This window comes from Bosea sp. AS-1, from assembly GCF_002220095.1.
Taxonomy (GTDB): domain Bacteria; phylum Pseudomonadota; class Alphaproteobacteria; order Rhizobiales; family Beijerinckiaceae; genus Allobosea.
The window spans coordinates 5,102,062-5,118,011 of record NZ_CP022372.1 but is presented as its reverse complement, the minus strand read 5'-3'; the positions used below and the strand labels follow the sequence as shown (position 1 = coordinate 5,118,011).

General features: G+C 60.3%; 21 protein-coding genes and 1 tRNA gene. All 22 read left to right on the top strand.

Features of this window, described 5'->3' with window-relative positions; genetic code table 11:
* The first annotated feature begins 67 nt into the window (after positions 1 to 67).
* Positions 68 to 1,296 (top strand): IS3 family transposase gene (locus CE453_RS26260; protein WP_089172803.1). Its coding sequence is split into 2 segments (ribosomal slippage): positions 68 to 398 and positions 398 to 1,296, totalling 1,230 coding nucleotides; the frame shifts between segments, so codons are not numbered across the junction.
* Between the two features lie 189 nt (positions 1,297 to 1,485).
* A complete protein-coding gene (locus CE453_RS26255; protein ID WP_089177272.1) occupies positions 1,486 to 1,932 on the top strand; it encodes a PDDEXK family nuclease in 447 nt (148 codons plus the stop codon).
* 128 nt (positions 1,933 to 2,060) lie between these two features.
* Positions 2,061 to 2,969 carry a hypothetical protein gene (locus tag CE453_RS26250; RefSeq protein ID WP_157733205.1) on the top strand — a complete coding sequence of 303 codons (909 nt, stop codon included), beginning with the start codon at positions 2,061 to 2,063 and terminating at the stop codon, positions 2,967 to 2,969.
* Positions 2,970 to 3,040: 71 nt separating this feature from the next.
* Positions 3,041 to 3,196 (top strand): hypothetical protein, encoded by a 156-nt coding sequence (locus CE453_RS29030; protein WP_198302217.1) that lies wholly within the window; start codon positions 3,041 to 3,043, stop codon positions 3,194 to 3,196.
* 861 nt (positions 3,197 to 4,057) lie between these two features.
* Positions 4,058 to 4,132 (top strand) — tRNA-Thr (locus CE453_RS26245).
* A 64-nt stretch (positions 4,133 to 4,196) separates the two neighbouring features.
* Complete coding sequence (locus CE453_RS28825) at positions 4,197 to 4,358, top strand: hypothetical protein (RefSeq protein ID WP_157733204.1); 162 nt, start codon at positions 4,197 to 4,199, stop codon at positions 4,356 to 4,358.
* 11 nt (positions 4,359 to 4,369) lie between these two features.
* Positions 4,370 to 4,735: an HNH endonuclease gene (locus CE453_RS26240; protein WP_089177270.1), complete on the top strand. Its 366-nt coding sequence runs from the start codon at positions 4,370 to 4,372 to the stop codon at positions 4,733 to 4,735.
* A 173-nt stretch (positions 4,736 to 4,908) separates the two neighbouring features.
* Positions 4,909 to 5,229, top strand: coding sequence for a hypothetical protein (locus tag CE453_RS26235; RefSeq protein WP_089177269.1), 321 nt, complete (start codon positions 4,909 to 4,911; stop codon positions 5,227 to 5,229).
* A 2-nt stretch (positions 5,230 to 5,231) separates the two neighbouring features.
* Positions 5,232 to 6,920: a terminase large subunit gene (locus tag CE453_RS26230; RefSeq protein WP_089177268.1), complete on the top strand. Its 1,689-nt coding sequence runs from the start codon at positions 5,232 to 5,234 to the stop codon at positions 6,918 to 6,920.
* Positions 6,920 to 8,194, top strand: a complete 1,275-nt coding sequence (locus CE453_RS26225) for a phage portal protein (RefSeq protein WP_089177267.1) — start codon at positions 6,920 to 6,922, stop codon at positions 8,192 to 8,194. Before CE453_RS26230 ends, CE453_RS26225 begins: the two co-directional genes overlap by 1 nt.
* The gene (locus tag CE453_RS26220) at positions 8,191 to 8,820 is read left to right on the top strand and encodes an HK97 family phage prohead protease (RefSeq protein ID WP_089177266.1); all 630 of its coding nucleotides are present in this window, start codon (positions 8,191 to 8,193) and stop codon (positions 8,818 to 8,820) included. Before CE453_RS26225 ends, CE453_RS26220 begins: the two co-directional genes overlap by 4 nt.
* A gap of 124 nt (positions 8,821 to 8,944) precedes the next feature.
* Entirely contained in the window at positions 8,945 to 10,231 is a 1,287-nt protein-coding gene (locus CE453_RS26215; RefSeq protein WP_089177265.1) for a phage major capsid protein, read from the top strand.
* 47 nt (positions 10,232 to 10,278) lie between these two features.
* Positions 10,279 to 10,479: a hypothetical protein gene (locus tag CE453_RS26210; protein WP_089177264.1), complete on the top strand. Its 201-nt coding sequence runs from the start codon at positions 10,279 to 10,281 to the stop codon at positions 10,477 to 10,479.
* Between the two features lie 11 nt (positions 10,480 to 10,490).
* On the top strand, positions 10,491 to 10,718 hold the full coding sequence (locus CE453_RS26205; protein WP_157733203.1) for a hypothetical protein: 228 nt from the start codon (positions 10,491 to 10,493) through the stop codon (positions 10,716 to 10,718).
* Complete coding sequence (locus tag CE453_RS26200; protein WP_089177262.1) at positions 10,678 to 11,214, top strand: head-tail connector protein; 537 nt, start codon at positions 10,678 to 10,680, stop codon at positions 11,212 to 11,214. Before CE453_RS26205 ends, CE453_RS26200 begins: the two co-directional genes overlap by 41 nt.
* 9 nt (positions 11,215 to 11,223) lie before the next feature.
* The gene (locus CE453_RS26195; RefSeq protein ID WP_157733202.1) at positions 11,224 to 12,099 is read left to right on the top strand and encodes a hypothetical protein; all 876 of its coding nucleotides are present in this window, start codon (positions 11,224 to 11,226) and stop codon (positions 12,097 to 12,099) included.
* The gene (locus tag CE453_RS26190; protein WP_089177260.1) at positions 12,096 to 13,244 is read left to right on the top strand and encodes a hypothetical protein; all 1,149 of its coding nucleotides are present in this window, start codon (positions 12,096 to 12,098) and stop codon (positions 13,242 to 13,244) included. Before CE453_RS26195 ends, CE453_RS26190 begins: the two co-directional genes overlap by 4 nt.
* 45 nt (positions 13,245 to 13,289) lie before the next feature.
* Positions 13,290 to 13,700 (top strand): hypothetical protein, encoded by a 411-nt coding sequence (locus CE453_RS26185; RefSeq protein ID WP_089177259.1) that lies wholly within the window; start codon positions 13,290 to 13,292, stop codon positions 13,698 to 13,700.
* Position 13,701: 1 nt separating this feature from the next.
* Complete coding sequence (locus CE453_RS26180) at positions 13,702 to 14,061, top strand: head-tail adaptor protein (protein ID WP_089177258.1); 360 nt, start codon at positions 13,702 to 13,704, stop codon at positions 14,059 to 14,061.
* Between the two features lie 141 nt (positions 14,062 to 14,202).
* Positions 14,203 to 14,661 (top strand): HK97-gp10 family putative phage morphogenesis protein, encoded by a 459-nt coding sequence (locus tag CE453_RS26170; protein ID WP_157733201.1) that lies wholly within the window; start codon positions 14,203 to 14,205, stop codon positions 14,659 to 14,661.
* The gene (locus CE453_RS26165) at positions 14,661 to 15,068 is read left to right on the top strand and encodes a DUF3168 domain-containing protein (RefSeq protein WP_089177256.1); all 408 of its coding nucleotides are present in this window, start codon (positions 14,661 to 14,663) and stop codon (positions 15,066 to 15,068) included. Before CE453_RS26170 ends, CE453_RS26165 begins: the two co-directional genes overlap by 1 nt.
* 83 nt (positions 15,069 to 15,151) lie before the next feature.
* Positions 15,152 to 15,943 (top strand): NUMOD3 domain-containing DNA-binding protein, encoded by a 792-nt coding sequence (locus CE453_RS26160; RefSeq protein WP_089177255.1) that lies wholly within the window; start codon positions 15,152 to 15,154, stop codon positions 15,941 to 15,943.
* The last annotated feature ends 7 nt before the right edge of the window (positions 15,944 to 15,950 follow it).

The window sequence follows — 15,950 nt, the reverse complement described above, 5'->3', positions numbered from 1 at the left end:
AAACGGCCCCCGAATTCCCCGGACAGGTCTCACCCTTAAAATAAGGGTTGGGAGTAATGTCGTGTCTATGACTGGTTCTTATCCGAAGGTTGAGGTCCTGACCGGGCCTGAGCGGCGTCGCCGGTGGTCGGTTGCGGAGAAGTTGGAGATCGTCGCGCAGACGCGCGAGGCGGGTGTCACGGTCAGCCTTGTGGCACGCCGGTGCGGCGTGTCGCCGAACCAGCTTTTCACGTGGCGGCGGCTTGCCGAGCAAGGGGCGCTGACCGCGACGGCGGCCGAGGAGGAAGTGGTCCCGGCCTCCGCCTTCCGGGCGCAGCAGGAGCAAATCCGCGAATTGCAGCGGCTCCTGGGCAAGAAGACCCTGGAGGTGGAAATCCTGAAGGACGCCCTCGAACTGGCGGAGGATATAAAAAAACGGAGATTGCGGTCGCTGTCGCTGCCCAAGGACGGTTTGCCATGAACACCGTCGCCGCGACGCTGGACGTGGCCCGTTCGCATCTCGCCGCCCGGCTGGCGCAGCGGACGGCCGGGCGCTCTCCCCAGCGCAGAGGCCGTCCGCCCCTGCCGGAAGAGGCGCTCCTGTCCGAGATCGAGACGGTCATCGAGGACATGCCAACCTACGGCTATGCTCGCGTCTGGGCCAGATTGCGCCGCAAAGCCCTGACCGAGGGCCGTGCGCCCGCCAATCGCAAGCGCGTCTATCGGGTGATGAAGGTCCATGGCCTTCTGCTCGAACGCCATGCTGGCGGGGTCGAGCGCCGTCACGACGGCCGCATCGCCGTCGAACGCTCCAACCTGCGCTGGTGCTCGGACGGCTTCGAGATCGGCTGCGACAACGGCGAAAAGGTCCGCGTCGCCTTCGCGCTCGATTGCTGCGACCGGGAAGCCATTGGCCATGTCGCCACCACCGAGGGCATCAAGGGCGAAGATGTCTGCGACCTGATGGTCACCGCCGTCGAGCACCGCTTCGGCAAGGTCAACCGCCTGCCGCAGACCATCGAATGGCTGACCGATAACGGCTCCTGCTACATCGCAGGTCCGACCCGCCGCTTTGCCCGCGATATCGGCCTGGAGCCGCTCACAACTCCGGTCCAGAGCCCGCAGAGCAACGGCATGGCCGAAGCCTTCGTGCGAACCTTCAAGCGCGACTACGTCTCGGTGAATCCCATCCCCGATGCCAAAACCGTCATGCTCGCCCTGCCGGAATGGTTCGACCACTACAACGAGCTTCACCCGCACAGGTCGCTCGGATATCGTTCACCCCGCGAGTTCATCGCGGCCCATGCAGCACCGTGAGAAATGTCCGGGCTTTTGGGGGCTACAACACAACCGTTGTAACCCCATTTACAACGGGAATAAATTAAAAATCATCAATAAAATCAATACTCTTATATAATAACACACATATATATAAGACGTATTGTAGTTAGTATCTCATACCCTATGGTTTTTAAGTGGTTGGATTATACACGTACAAGGACAACAATGGCCCGAAAACCCAAACCCACAGCAAAATCCGGCGCGCCGCTCAAGGAGTGGCACCTGCAGGCTGCGGCAGTGAAATGGCTGCGCCGCTACCGGCAGGTCGGCTGGCCCATTCGTGTGGCGGGGGACATGAACTCGGCCCGGCGCACTCTCCGCGAGCAAGGGCACGCGTCGGCGACGGGCATAAACGCCGGCGAGCCGGACGTTCGTGTCTACCTCCCACAAGGCAAGCTGCTGCTGATCGAGTTCAAGCGCAGCGACGGCACGACCAGCGACGAGCAGGACGAGGCGCACTTGGAGCTAACTAATCTCGGGCACGACGTAGTCGTGCTGGCGCCATCATCCGAGGACGAAGCTATCGAACTAACCACGGCACTCGTCTCCTCCCGGCTCGGCTTGCCGATCCCGCACTGGGAGCCGCCGGCGAATGACAACCGTCCTGTTTAGCACTCTTGACTTTTGACGTCAAACATAGCCATAGTGAAGGGAGTCGGATGGTTCCGAGGGGTTGGGGATGTCCTGGCCGTGAGTCAACGCTGCGCAGCGCCATCCGCCCATATTCACAGGACACAAGCATGGCACGGCACGGCTCACTCGCTGAACAGCTCGCCGCCCTTATGGCGTACCGCAATCGGCCCGAAGGGCCGCATGAACCTCTCGGCAGCAACTGGGCGACGACGCCTGCCAATAGCAACGACGAAGACGTTTTGGCATTCAGCCAGGAGCGCGACATCCGCATGACGCCGTCTGTTGACGAGATTATGCGGCAGGTTGCGACGGGCGATATCGAGCGCAACGCCGAGGGCCAGACGATCCGCATAGGCAGGCTGCGCTTCTCAGACGGCACGCAGACGGAGAAGGACTTCAAGCGCGGCGCTGATCGATCCGTCATCGAGTACGACCGCGTCATGCCTGTCGGCGCAATGCTTGGTTGCCGCGAGAAGGCGGAAACAGCACTCGGCGGGCGCGGCTACGGGGGCGATTACCTCCGCCGCAGCAACGAGTATTTCGCCGAGTCTTTTGATGTGGATGTGCCGACGCGAACCAAACGCAACAAGCGCAGGAATGGGCGCGGTTTCAGTCGCGACGAAGCGCAAGCGATGCTGGACGAGGCGATTGCCAATACGACCAACATGCCTCCAGTGAAGCGCTATCCGGCTGGACTGCCGGCCGTCGCTGAGCGCGTGGCGGAGAATTTCAACGGAATGCAGACTGCCGTTGGTGGTGGATCCGAAGTTCCTGCGCCATGGCAGGACATGGTCGGAGCGATCGTGCAGCGCGAGATTTGGGATGCTGCCATGGCGGAAATGAAGGCGGAGGACGTTGCGACGCTGGACGTTGCGATGGAGGCCGGAACGTATACCGAAGTTGGTATCGCTGCTGGGCAATCTCCATCCTATGCGGACAAAAAGAGCGGTGGGCGAAAGCGCCTGCAGGCTGCGAACGATAATCTTTCCGCCGCCCTAAGAAAATATTCTGCTTAGGGTAGGGATTTCGCCGAGTTGTCCGGTGTAGGGTGAAGGGGTCGCAAGAACGAAGCGACAAGATTTCGTGAATGTCTTTTATCGAAATGGCGCGGCGCCTGTTGGCGCGCGGTCAACCTCTGCCGGTAGATCTGGCCATGCGACTCCTTGACCTTGGTTACGACGTTGATGCGCTTGAAGGCAAGCGCGTTCGTTATCGTGTTGGCGACGACGAAGAAGACGAATGAAGATTGGAAGGCTGGAGCCGGACCCTATTGTTACCCGGTCGCCTTCCTAACCAACCGGCTTGCGGGCCTCTCCTTCCCGCGTTTGCCGGTTCGCCCCGGGTAGAGCGCGCTGCTGGTGCGGCGTTGGCCGATTGGCCTAGCTCCCCGGGGCTTTCGAGATTGCGGTGCGGGTTGTCCCCTCTGGACGCATCGCGCTAAAACTGGCGAGGCTTCGGCCTTGCCTTTCTTATTCTAGCTGCGAGACACGCGCCGAAAAGGCCCCCTCGCGGTGTCAGCCGGGGACAAAGACGGCAGCGCGCGAGCCCGCATATAGCGGCAGTACCGTGACGGTCTCCCCGGCTCTTATGGTGCCGGCGCACCTTTAAAGCTCGCACGCCGGACAGGCGAGCATTCTTAGCGTGGCGCGGGCACAAGGATTGCCGGCTGCGGCCGTAGGGGTGGCCACGCACACTTATTCGCCCGAATGGGCAACGTGATTATGGCCACCCACCCGCAAGGGCAAAAGGGTTCGGAGAGTCCCGATGCGCCGTAAGGTGTGTGGTCTTCTGGTTGGCTTTGGCAGGACCGTTCCATTGCCTTCTTTCTTGGGGTGCGCGAGGCCCGGTAACGGTGTCCTTTCTGCGCTTGGATGTGTCTACGGTTCCAGGCAAGTATACCGCTGAAGCGAGTAGGCAACGCTGTCAGCCACCCCAAACTTGTCACCGGGTACAAACCGGGCACTCGGGTTGATCGCCGAGTAGCGGCGTGGTGAAGGGCTGCTGCATGCTGGCTTGCCAGCGCATTCCCTACCCGCCTTCGATATTCGGCCCGTGGTTCGGGCCATGTGCGCAGATTGCCGCCGGATGGCGGACGGGCGCCAATGCCGGCGTAGCTCAGTGGTAGAGCGGCGTTTTTGTAATTCGCGGGTCGGGAGTTTGATCCTCTCCGCCGGCACCATCACCGCAAGCGTAAGGAGACGCCATTGCCCAACGTAGCCATAGTCAGAAACAACGAAGGCCACATGAACCTGGCCGTCGCCGGGCATTATGCGCTGGGCTCGCGGGTCATCAGCATTGCTAGCAACGGCGAGGAGCTTGTTGCGGTGGTGCATATCCCTTTGAAAGATTGCGTTTTCGAAGAGCAATCGACCGTCGTCCAGTTCAAGCGACGGGATGACAACTAGCTGGTTGAGGTATGACTAAGCTCACCACGCTAGGCCCAACGCTGAACAGACTACCACACACGCTGACTGCTAACGCATCACAAGAGCGCACGCGCAGTGCGCAGCGCTATGCCACACAGGCGTGGCGCAAGTGGTACGGCCTCAAGCGATGGAAGGACATGCGCGCCGAGGTGTTGCTCGATGCGCTGTACTCCTGTCAGCGGTGCGGTCGCATCGAGGGCGATACATCCTTGCTGGTTGCCGACCACATCAAGCCTCACCGCGGCAGGGCAGCGTTGTTCTGGGACCGAAACAACATTCAGTGCCTCTGCAAGGAGTGCCACGACACGGTCAAGCAGCGGGAAGAGAAAGCCGAGCCAGTCGGAGTGTGGGATTGATCGAGTGTTGCGAAAATGCATCATGATGCAATGCAGCATGTGCCGTTTTGGGGCGGAGGGGGTGGGTGTGTCCTGAAAGACACGCCGATTCGCCGCACCCGCGGTGAACTCATTCGCAACTAAAATCCGAATCTTTGATTTTTTAGGAGTCGGCGAGAGCCGAAAACAAGACCATGGCCAGCGGCGGATTTCGCGCGGGGGCCGGACGCCCTAAAGGCGCGAAAGCCCCAAAGGCAAAGCCTATCAAGGTTGCTCCGGATATCAAGAAGGCGGCGCGTCAATCGGGGATGACGCCGCTCGACTACATGCTCACTGTGATGAACGACGGCGAGGCGGATAATGACCGCCGCGACCGTATGGCTGTGGCTGCTGCGCCGTTCTGCCATGCACGAGCCGAGTCTGCAGCAGGCGGTAAAAAAGAGCAGCAGCAGGCCGAGGCTGAGAGGTTGGCGGAGGCCAGCCCGTTTGCCACGCCGGAGGCGCCTAAAGGGTAATTATGGATTGGACTACGGCCTGCCCTGACTGGGAGGACCGCATCGTCAGGCGTGAGTCGCTGATACCAAAGCCGCTGTTCGCTGGCGAAGCCGAAGAGGCCCTCAGGGTTTTCAAGGCGCTTAGGATCGTTGATGCCCCCGGGCAACCTACGTTTGGCGAGGCTTGTGAGCAGTGGGTTTTTGATTTCGTCGCGGCCATCTTTGGCGCGTACGATGCCGAGACTGGTAAGCGGTTGATCCGAGATTTCTTTCTGCTCATCAGCAAAAAGAACTCAAAGAGCACGCTGGCGGCCGGCATCATGGTGACGGCTCTGGTTCGCAACTGGCGAAAGTCGGCCGAACTTCTGATCCTGGCGCCCACCAAGGAAGTTGCTGACAACGCCTATAAGCCAGCCTCGGATATGATCCGAGCTGACCCAGTGCTCAGGGATATGATGCACGTTCAGGACCACTACAAGACGATTAAGCATCGCACGACTGGAGCGACGCTTAAGGTGGTTGCGGCGGACAATGAAACGGTGGGCGGTAAGAAGGCGTCGTTCGTGCTGGTCGACGAACTTTGGCTGTTCGGCAAGAAGGAGAACGCCGACGCCATGCTTCGCGAGGCCACAGGCGGCCTCGTTTCACGGCCGGAAGGTTTCGTTATCTATCTTTCGACGCAATCCGACGCTCCGCCTGCCGGCGTGTTTAAGGCGAAGCTTGATTATTTTCGCGGCGTCCGCGACGGCACGATCGCAGATAACAAGAGTCTTGGAGCGCTGTACGAGTTTCCGCGGCATATGCTTGATGCCGAGGCGTACCTAAATCCTGCCAATGCCTATATCACCAACCCAAATATGGGGCGGTCTGTTAGTCAGGAGTGGATTGAGGACGAGCTTCGCAAAGAGATGGCTGGCGACGGTGACACGCGCCGGACGTTCCTGTCAAAGCATCTCAACGTTGAGATCGGATTAAACCTACGCTCCGACCGATGGCCCGGCGCGGACCATTGGGAAGCAGCGGGCGACAAGACGCTTACGCTTGACGAGATTATCAGGCGCTCAGACGTTGCCACAATCGGCATTGATGGCGGCGGCCTCGATGATCTATTCGGCCTAGCAGTTATTGGTCGCTGTCGCGAGACACGCGACTGGCTATGCTGGAATAAGGCATGGGCGCATGACGACGTAATCTCGCGGCGAAAGGACATCGTTTCCGTATTGCGTGACTTTGAGCGCGATCAGGACTTGGTTATTTGTGAGGATGCCACGCAGGATATTTGCGAGGCTGCTGACATTGTAGAGAAGCTTTTTCTCGCCGGGTTACTGCCTGAGGCGAATGCGGTCGGGCTTGATCCATACGGCGTCGCCACTCTTGTCGACGAACTTGCGACGCGAGGCGTGGTTGGCTCCGCTCTGGTGGCTGTCCGACAGGGCGCAGCATTGTCGCCGGCGACGTGGGGGCTCGAGCGCAAGCTTAAGGACGGCACGTTCAAGCACGGTGCATCGCGTCTTATGGCGTGGTGCGTAGGCAACGCGAAGACGGAAGTCCGGGGCGGGGCTGTTCTGATTACAAAGCAGACAGCTGGGCGCGCGAAGATCGATCCTCTGGTGGCAACGTTCAATGCCGCCATGCTGATGAGCCGAAATCCTGAAGGGCACATCAACCCGACATCACCGTGGGACGATCCACAATTTTCTCTGGCGGCATAATGAAAATCTTCGGTTTTGAGCTATCAAGACCGCCCAAAACCGAGCAAAAATCCAGTGAAACTATCCATGTTTCAGCCGGATATAACGAATTCCTCGGTTTTTTTGGGCTGACGCAGGCAAATTTGCCTGCTGTAACGACAGATACAGCTCTTACAGTTCCCGCCGTGGCTGCGGCGGTAGCATTTCTTTCGCGGACCATGGCGGCGCTGCCGTTCCATGCGTACAAGAACACGAAGGAGGGCGCGCAGCGCCTCACAGGCAAGGTTGAGACGATTGTCCACGACGCCCCGAACGACGGGCAGGACAGTTTCAAGTTCCGGCAGTATTTCTGGCAGCAGGTCTTCACCGGCGGGCGTGGTCTAGCGTGGATTGAGCGGTCGGCGCAGAGCGTTGAGGCGCTTTGGCCGATGGACCCGAACAAGACGACGATCAAGCGCGTTGGCGGGCGGCTGTTCTACGACTTCGACGGCAAGGAATACCCCGCCACGGACGTCATCGACGTGCCGTTTATGCTGCGTTCGGACGGCCTCGGTCACTACGGCCCGATTAACCTGGCCAGTAAGGCTATCCAACTTGCGTTGGCCATGAATGAGTATGGATCGAGCTTCTTTGCCGGTGGCGGCGTCCCTCCGTTGGTGCTTGAGGGGCCGCTTCCAGCCGGTGCGGATGCAATGAAGCGCGCTCAGGCCGACATTAAGCGGTCGATCGATGCGGCCAAGGGCGGTGGGGAGGCAATCTTCCCAGTTCCGCCGGGATACAAACTGAACGCTGTCGGCATAGACCCGGCCAAAAGCCAGATGCTCGAGGCGCGACGGTTTCAGGTTGAGGAAATTGCCCGCGCTTACCAGTTGCCGCCAGTGTTTCTGCAGGACTTGTCGCGCGCGACGTTCTCGAATGCCGAGCAGCAGGACTTGCACCTAGTCAAGCACCTGATCGGTCAATGGGCCGAGGCACTTGAGGGCGAGATGAACCTGAAACTGTTCGGGCGCGGCGCAACCGGACGGTATGTGGAGCATAATCTCGACGGGTTGCTTCGCGGCGACTTCAAGACACGCATGGAAGGTTTGGCAAGGGCAATTCAAACGTCCCAGCTGACGCCAAACGAGGCGCGGGCGCTCGAGAACAGACCGAAGCACGACAACCCAGACGCAGACAACCTGCTGGTGCAGGGCGCAACGGTGGTGCTTGGAACGCAGCAGACAAATAGCGGGGGCAATCAGCCCCCGCCCGCTAACGACAACACAAATAACGGTGACGGGGCGCAAGCCGCATGACTGAACTAGAAAAGCGCGGCGGCAACCTAGGCGTTGAAACGCGCGCCGGTGGCGACAAGCGCACACTGACGGGATACGCTGCTGTATTCCAGAGCGATACAGCAATCGGCGACTACTTTGTGGAGCGGATTGCCCCGGGCGCATTTAGCGGCACGCTAGGCGGCGATATTCGCGCCCTTGTCGACCATGACTGGGGGCGCGTGATCGGGCGCACAAAAAGCGGCACGCTACGTCTTGTCGAAGACGAGCGCGGGCTGAAGGTTGAGGTGGACGTTCCGAACACCACGGACGGCAACGACCTATGGGAGCTGGTTGAGCGTGGCGATATCAGCGGAATGTCGTTTGGCTTCCGCGTCACAAAGCAGTCATGGGACGAGACCGGCGACACGCCAATCCGCACGATTGAGGCGGTAGACCTTTACGAAGTGTCCGCGGTTGCCTTCCCTGCCTACGACGACACGTCGATCGGCAAACGCGATCTAGAAGCCGCGCGCGCCGAGGCTGGCAAGGCCAAGGCCGACGAGGAGCGCAGGCGCCAGAACGCGGCTGCTGCCGCCCGCCGGATTGCCGAACGCGAAGCCATCACCAATCAAAGAATTCGGGGCATCCGGCAGGACGCTCCGTGAATGCAGCTACGGCTGCATAGTCACCCGGCAGCGCCGGAGGGCACGGACGGCGAGTCCTGCCAGTAATACCCGCACACATATTTCGCAATCCCCCGCCATTGCGGGCTTTTTCATAGGCAAAACATTGTCCACCATTAAAGAACTGAACGACAAGCGCCAGAAGCTTGTCGTTGACGCTCGCTCGGCCCTCGACGAGATCAAGAAGAACACCGACGAGGCGCGCGCCGCAGAGCTTGAGGCCCGCCACGATACGATCATGGCTGACTTCGACAAGGTCGAGGCGCTGATTGCCCGCGAGCAGAAGGTTGCCGCCGCCGAGGCCGCGATCAAGGCCGCCGAGGACGAGGCCCGCGCCCGCAAGCGCCCGAACGGCGACGACGGCGAGGCTCGCGGGTCTGACGAGGGCAACAAGCCCGAGTATCGTTCCGTGTTCTACAAGTACCTTGCCTCCGGCGCGTCGCTTGACGAGCTTTCCGGTGAGGAGCGCGCCGTCCTGAAGGCCGGCGTCGTTGCGGACGCCGAAAAGCGCGTTCAGGTCTCCACGCAGGGCACGTCCACCACGGCCGGCGGCTATACTGTTCCGGTCGAGCTGTCGAATCAGATCGTCAAGTCCATGAAGGCTTGGGGTCCAATGTATGACGAGGACATCTGCTCCGTCATCGCGACCAGCAACGGCGTCACCATCAAGATCCCGACCGTGGACGACACCGCTGTTACTGCCGGCCAGCACTCTGAGGGTGCCGCGATGGGCGATACGGGCGCGAAGGACGTCACGTTCGGCCAGAAGTCGCTCGAGTCCTACGGCTACGACACCGAGTGGGTTAAGTTCTCGCTCGAACTGGCGCGCGACTCCATCTTCAATATGGAGTCGCTGCTTGGCTCGCTCCTCGGTGAGCGTCTTGGTCGCATCGCCAACCTGCAGCTCACCACTGGCGACGGCACAGGCGACCCGAACGGCATCGTTACGGCGTCCTCGCTCGGCAAGACTGCCGCGGCTGTTGCTGCTGTCACCTACGACGAGATCGTTGACCTGATCCACTCGGTTGACCCGGCTTATCGCCAGTCCCCGAAGGCCCGCTTTATGTTCAACGACCTGACGCTGGCGGCCATCCGCAAGCTCAAGGACGGCGACGGTAAGTACATCTGGACCGCTGGCGATGTTCAGGGCGGCGTCCCGGGCACGCTGCTTGGCTATCGCTACAGCGTCAACCAGGCCATGGCGAACCTTGCAACCGGCAACAAGACCATGCTGTTCGGTGACTTCGGCAAGTACTATGTCCGCAAGGTCGGCTCTCCGATGATTGGCGTCAAGCGCGAGTCGTATTGGCCGGATCTCGGTATCGCTGGCCTGATCTATCTGGACGGCGAACTCGGCGACACCGCTGCGGTCAAGCACCTCATCCAGGCCTGATTTAACGGGGTGCTCGCAAGGGCACCCCTCCTAACTGGAGGTGGCTTTTGAGCTATCAACCCAAGGTTTACAAGGAGCAGGGTGGCGACCGTGAGACGGTTGTCGCCGGCGGCTCCATTAAGATCGGAAACGCTATTTTCACCGCGAACGCAGCGGGGCAGGTTGTTGTGACTGGGCTTCCCACGGCGAAGCCAAACATCTCCGGCGCGCTTTGGAACAATGCCGGCGTTCTGACCGTCGATACCTAATGCTTGTTAAGATGTCAGTGGGCATCTCCGGCCCGTTCTACACGCTGGATCCGGGTGATGAGTTCCACTTTCCGGACGACGAGGCCGCGCGCCTCGTCGAAGCGGGATTCGCAGTTGCCGTTACTCCTGTGATCGAAACGGCGACGGTAGACACTTCCGGCAATGAAAAGCGCCGCGGACGCCAGAGGAAGCAAGAAGATGTGGTATCCGCCGACGGAGACAGTGGCGCCGGCGAATGAGCCTGTTAGCCTAGATGACGCCAAGCGCCATCTTCGCGTTATGCACGACGACGACGACGACTATATCGGCGCCTTGATTTCTACGGCGCGCGACCATGTTGAGAAATACTGCGGTGCTCATTGGGTTGAGGCCGGACTGGTTGCCAACTGTGATGACTGGTGTGATCTAGGCTTCTTGCCATTCGCGCCGGTTACAGCCGTTTCGTCCATTGCCTACACCGATGCTGACGGCGCGCCCGCGGTAGTTGACGCCGCTGTTTACGAGTTCCGCGCCGATGCTCGCGCAGTCGTTCTAAAGATCGGACAGCACTGGCCTACAAAGCAATCTGGATCGCGTATTGCGCTCACGGCGACGGTCGGAACAGACTCGGCGCCGCCTGCGGTTAAGCACGCAATCCTATTGCGCATTGAAGATTTTTACGAGCATCGCGGCTCGGAGGAAGACAGCAAATGGTCTTCGTTCGATAGCCTGTTGAGCAACTATCGATATTATTAGGCAGCGCGGTTGTTTTCTTTAAGTTTGTCGATTTCTGGGAATGGTCGTGGCACGCCGTCGGGTCCGCGCGACGCGGTTCTACCCACACCGGCCTTCGGTTCAACCAATCTGCTCGCCTGGAGCAATATCGCCAAAACATGGAAGGACTGGAACGGCGTCGATCAGGCCTCCGTCTATTACGACACTGTCGCCTTCGACACCGTGTCGGCCGTGGAGGATCTGAGCGGTAGCGGCTATGGCGTGCGCCGCGGCGACAAGGCGCTGCAACCCCTCAAGGGGGCTTCCGGCGGCCTTGTGACGGACATTGCCGGCCATTCGCTTCTGATGGAACGGCTCTCGCTTGCCAACGGCCTCGGCAAGCTCTCTGGCTGGATGCGGGTCAAGCCCCGCAGTGATCTCGCTGTTACCGGGTCGAAGCGCTGCCTGATCTGCGTTTCGGAAGCGCCATCCACGGCAACACCGCCAGGGAACGGAACTGGCGTGGAGCGGTTCGCGCTCTATCTGCAAGGCGGCACGACCGGGCGGCGGCTCTATGCCGTGATGTCGGCGGCCGATGGCGCTCAGAAGTCCACAACGATCACCTCCGGCCCGCAGCTCGCGAACGACCTGTTCAGCACGGTCGGGGTCGAATTGGATTGGACCGGAGCGCAAGCCACGATCTCGCTCTACCTGAACAGCACATCAGGCCCCTACAGCGAGAGTTGGACGCCGGCAGAGACTGCTCCGTGGGCCTTCAATACGGCCGACAGTGCGGTCATCTCGATTGGCGACAACGGCGCCAACAACAGCCCCAGCCTCTGCGAGATCGCCGGCTGGGTCTTCAAATCCAACATTGACGCCACTGAGCGCGGCCAGATGAAGGCCGAGATGGATGGTGCGGCATGACGCAATACATTCGCCCCGCCATCGCTGTTCCGGCCGTCGCTGCTGCTGTCGCACAGTCGCAGGGAACCGAGGACAAGGATCAGCGCAGCCTTCACCGGCGGCTCTCCGCCCTGTTCGGCCCGATGCCGGGAACGACGCAGTACGGCACGATGCGGCTCCTCAACAGCACCGAATACGACCTGGCCGTGCCAGATGCGGTCTATACCGCCGCGACTGCGCTCGGGCTGGATGTCTCGGATTTCCGCTACAATTCGTCGACGGCGCGGGGAAGCTACGGGAATACCTCCGTTATCCCCTATTTGCGCAATGATGGCCTGCGCCGGCAGGTGATCATTTGCGTCGGGGACAGCCGCTGCAACTCTGCAATCGGCAGCGTCTCTCCGAACGCGCAGGACCAGATGTGGGCGCAGGGGATCACAAGGAACGGACTGGCGACGTTCTTCTCGCCGACAACCACGACCGAGAAATTCGCCTATAACTACCGCTGGTCGCACGGAAAATCCCGCCTGATCTGGAATTTTGGTCGGGACAGCGGGCGCCTCGTCAACATCTCCGGCTGGACCTACACGATCGGCTTCAACTGGCTCGACAACATCGAGCAGATGGTTGACATGGTCGTCGGGCCGCGCCAGCAGCTCGTCATCGCGATCCACGACACGAATGATATCCCCTACGGCAGCACGAACGGAAATCCCGGCCTCGCCGCCGTACCGATCGGCACGCCTGGTGCGACCTATACCGGCGCGATCAACTATATTGATAGCTGCCTGAAGCCGTTCATCGCGGCCCTGAAGACGCGCTATGCCGCCGTGGCGGATCTCGTCTTCGTCCACTGCGGCATGTATGCGCGCGGCGCTGGCGTGGGAACCACCGATCCGGTCCTCTGCGCCAAGAACGTCGAAGTGATGAACTATCTCAAGGCGAACAAGGCGGGGGTCGGCATCAAGTTCGGCATCGACACGACGCAGATTGCGGCGTTGTCGCCCACGATACCCGCCAATGTACTCAACCCGACGATCTTTCAGAACGACACCGTCCACCTCATGACCGCAGGCAACCAGGAGATGGACGGCCCGAAGGGCGCGCTGTTCGACCGCTGCCTCGGCTATGCGCCAGATCCGGCCTTCGCGGGGTTAATCTACTGATCTCAACAGAACACGTGTTATTGAACGTATTCATCAAGGAATTAAATGGCCGATATCACGATTACGCCGGCGAATGTCGTCTCCGGCTCCAACGCCTCCATTGCTAGCGGCACTGCTGGCGAAACCATCACCGCCGGTCAGGCCGTATACCTATCCAGCACCAGTAAGAAGTGGATGCTGGCTGACTCCAATAGCGCCACGTCCGAAGCGCGGCAGGCCAAGGGTATTGCGCTCAACGGCGCATCGCTGAACCAGCCGGTTTCAGCGCAGACGAGCGGCGACATCACCATCGGCGGAACGCTTGTCGCGGGATCTGCCTATTACCTCTCGGAGACGCCAGGCGGTATCCAGCCGGCGGCGGACCTGGCCGCCGGTGAGTACGTCTGCCTTTTGGGCCTAGCCAAGTCGACCACGGTGATGTCGATCGGAATCCAGTTCCCGGGCGTGAGCCTCTAACATGGTGGCGGCAAAGCGTGAGGGCGCTGGCGCGCTCAACCAGGTTGTCGCCTTCCAAGTTAGGTCTGAGGCCGACGACGGCTACGGAAACCCGATTACGGGCGAATACGCCACCCAATTTTTTGAGCCGTGCCGGCTGCAGCCCTTGAAGGGTGGCGAGCCGGTTCTGGCCGCCCGACTGACGAAAGTGCAGCCGTATGTGCTGCGTGTTCGCAGTTCGGCGCGCACGCGCCGCGTCGGAGTCGACTGGCGCGCCGTGAACACCAGAACCGGCGCGATCTACAACATTAAGACCATCTCCAATATCGATGAGCGAGGTGCGTACCTCGACATGATGGCGGTGGAAGGCGAGGCAACCTGATGCCGCGCGTCGCATTCACGCAAGATTTCGACTGGGCGCCCCCGGAATTCAACGGGCGGTGGCTTGTCGCTTACAAGGCAGGCTGGGCGGGGCTGGTGACGACGCCTTGCGCAACTGCGGCCATTGCCGCCGGGAAAGCTATTGGCAAGACTTCAGAACAGGGAAGCCGCACTGCGGAAACTGGCGGCGATACCGCCAGCGGTGCGCAGCGCGGCAAAGCAGGCGCTCGCTCAAAGCGCTGACGAACTAACCGAGGCCATCCGAAACGCGGCTCCGCAAGGCAAAACCGGCAAGCTTAAGAAGTCGGTCGCGCAGACATGGGGCGGCGGCAAGGTTCGTTACTCGAGCCTGGCTGGAAATGTTGGCGAGGCCGGCGACCCCGACTTGAGCGTTCGGATTAGCGCAGGCAATTCGGAGGTGAGGTACGCGCACCTCGTGGAATTCGGCACGGCTCCGCACATAAACGGCGGCCTTTTCGCCGGCACCGAGCACCCTGGCACGACAGCACAGCCGTTCTTCTATCCGACCTATCGCAAACTGCGCAGGCGCGCCCGCTCACGCATTAGCCGCGCCGTCACTAAGGCAATCAAGCAACTCTGATGTCAGAAGCAACGCTGCCGCTCCAGGCGGCTGTGGTGGCGGCGCTGAAGGCGTACGCGCCGCTGGCGGCGCTCGTCGGCGCCAAGGTTTTCGACCGGGTTCCGCCGAATACCGTTCCGCCGTATATTTGCATAAGCGGTTGGCAGGAAATCGAAGACGGCACGGATTGCTCTGATGCATCAGAGGTCTTCTTTGACGTCCAGTGTTTCTCTACTGCGGTCGGTAGGCCGCAAGCCGCACAAACAGCCGGCGCGGTTAAGGCTGCGTTGCATCGTCTGGCGCCAGCAACCGCAGGCTGGGACAATACTGAAATCTCCTACCGCGGCACTCAATACTTCATCGAGACGGACAACGTAACCACGCGCGCCGTTGTCAACTTTCAAGCGCTGACTGACAGCGCGACCTAATCACTCGGCTAGGGTAGCTCCCGAAGAGCGGCCATCCAACCGCCTGCCGAGTGTTTCTTTGGATTTGCGAGAGGGATACTTGCATGACGACGACGGCGCCTGCCGCGGCGAACGATAACGTTCGCCAATTTTACGTCTACCAGCATCGCCGAAATGATACTGGGGCGATTTTCTACATCGGAAAGGGCTCTGGGAATAGGGCGTGGGACGAGCACTGGAGCCGATACCAGAATAGAATCTGGAAAGGCTGCGCCAAGCACGGATACACGGTTGAGATTGTTTGCGATGGCCTAGACGAAAAGCACGCACTCGACTTAGAGGTGATGCTTATTCAGGCTCACGGGCGAAAGAACCTCGGAGCCGGCGAACTCGCCAATCTGACCGACGGCGGAGAGGGTGTTTCGGGGCGCGTATTGTCCGAAGAGACAAAGCGCAAAATCAGCGATGGAAATAAGGGCAAAATCATGTCCTTGGAGGCTCGCATAAAGCTAGCTCAATATTGCGGTGATAGGGCGTCAATGTGGGGCAAGAAACACTCACCAGAGACGATAGCAAAATTGTCTGCCGGAAAGATTGGAAACAAGAACCCATTAGGGCACAGGCATTCCGAGGAAACCAAAGAAACACTTAAATTTAAGGCTCGGAATAAGCCAATGAACCCGCACAATACATCAGGATACCGCGGGGTTCAGTTCAAAAAGTCAAACAAAAAATGGGTTGTATTGGGGCCGCGTCCCGACGGCAAGCGTGGCCATCTTGGGTGCTTTGTCAGTGCCGAAGACGCGGCCCGCGCCTATGACTCGGCAGTAATAACCGCGTGGGGGCTCGGTAATAGCCCTTTGAATTTCCCCGCAGAGCATGGTCTCGCGGCTTAAAATCGAG

What these genes read in the sequence shown, in the direction of transcription:
- CE453_RS26255 (WP_089177272.1), top strand. Translation starts at nt 1,486, where the DNA reads ATGGCCCGAAAACCCAAACCCACAGCAAAATCCGGCGCGCCGCTCAAG.
- CE453_RS26250 (WP_157733205.1), top strand. Translation starts at nt 2,061, where the DNA reads ATGGCACGGCACGGCTCACTCGCTGAACAGCTCGCCGCCCTTATGGCG.
- CE453_RS29030 (WP_198302217.1), top strand. Translation starts at nt 3,041, where the DNA reads ATGTCTTTTATCGAAATGGCGCGGCGCCTGTTGGCGCGCGGTCAACCT.
- CE453_RS28825 (WP_157733204.1), top strand. Translation starts at nt 4,197, where the DNA reads ATGAACCTGGCCGTCGCCGGGCATTATGCGCTGGGCTCGCGGGTCATC.
- CE453_RS26240 (WP_089177270.1), top strand. Translation starts at nt 4,370, where the DNA reads ATGACTAAGCTCACCACGCTAGGCCCAACGCTGAACAGACTACCACAC.
- CE453_RS26235 (WP_089177269.1), top strand. Translation starts at nt 4,909, where the DNA reads ATGGCCAGCGGCGGATTTCGCGCGGGGGCCGGACGCCCTAAAGGCGCG.
- CE453_RS26230 (WP_089177268.1), top strand. Translation starts at nt 5,232, where the DNA reads ATGGATTGGACTACGGCCTGCCCTGACTGGGAGGACCGCATCGTCAGG.
- CE453_RS26225 (WP_089177267.1), top strand. Translation starts at nt 6,920, where the DNA reads ATGAAAATCTTCGGTTTTGAGCTATCAAGACCGCCCAAAACCGAGCAA.
- CE453_RS26220 (WP_089177266.1), top strand. Translation starts at nt 8,191, where the DNA reads ATGACTGAACTAGAAAAGCGCGGCGGCAACCTAGGCGTTGAAACGCGC.
- CE453_RS26205 (WP_157733203.1), top strand. Translation starts at nt 10,491, where the DNA reads ATGTCAGTGGGCATCTCCGGCCCGTTCTACACGCTGGATCCGGGTGAT.
- CE453_RS26200 (WP_089177262.1), top strand. Translation starts at nt 10,678, where the DNA reads ATGTGGTATCCGCCGACGGAGACAGTGGCGCCGGCGAATGAGCCTGTT.
- CE453_RS26190 (WP_089177260.1), top strand. Translation starts at nt 12,096, where the DNA reads ATGACGCAATACATTCGCCCCGCCATCGCTGTTCCGGCCGTCGCTGCT.
- CE453_RS26185 (WP_089177259.1), top strand. Translation starts at nt 13,290, where the DNA reads ATGGCCGATATCACGATTACGCCGGCGAATGTCGTCTCCGGCTCCAAC.
- CE453_RS26180 (WP_089177258.1), top strand. Translation starts at nt 13,702, where the DNA reads ATGGTGGCGGCAAAGCGTGAGGGCGCTGGCGCGCTCAACCAGGTTGTC.
- CE453_RS26165 (WP_089177256.1), top strand. Translation starts at nt 14,661, where the DNA reads ATGTCAGAAGCAACGCTGCCGCTCCAGGCGGCTGTGGTGGCGGCGCTG.
- CE453_RS26160 (WP_089177255.1), top strand. Translation starts at nt 15,152, where the DNA reads ATGACGACGACGGCGCCTGCCGCGGCGAACGATAACGTTCGCCAATTT.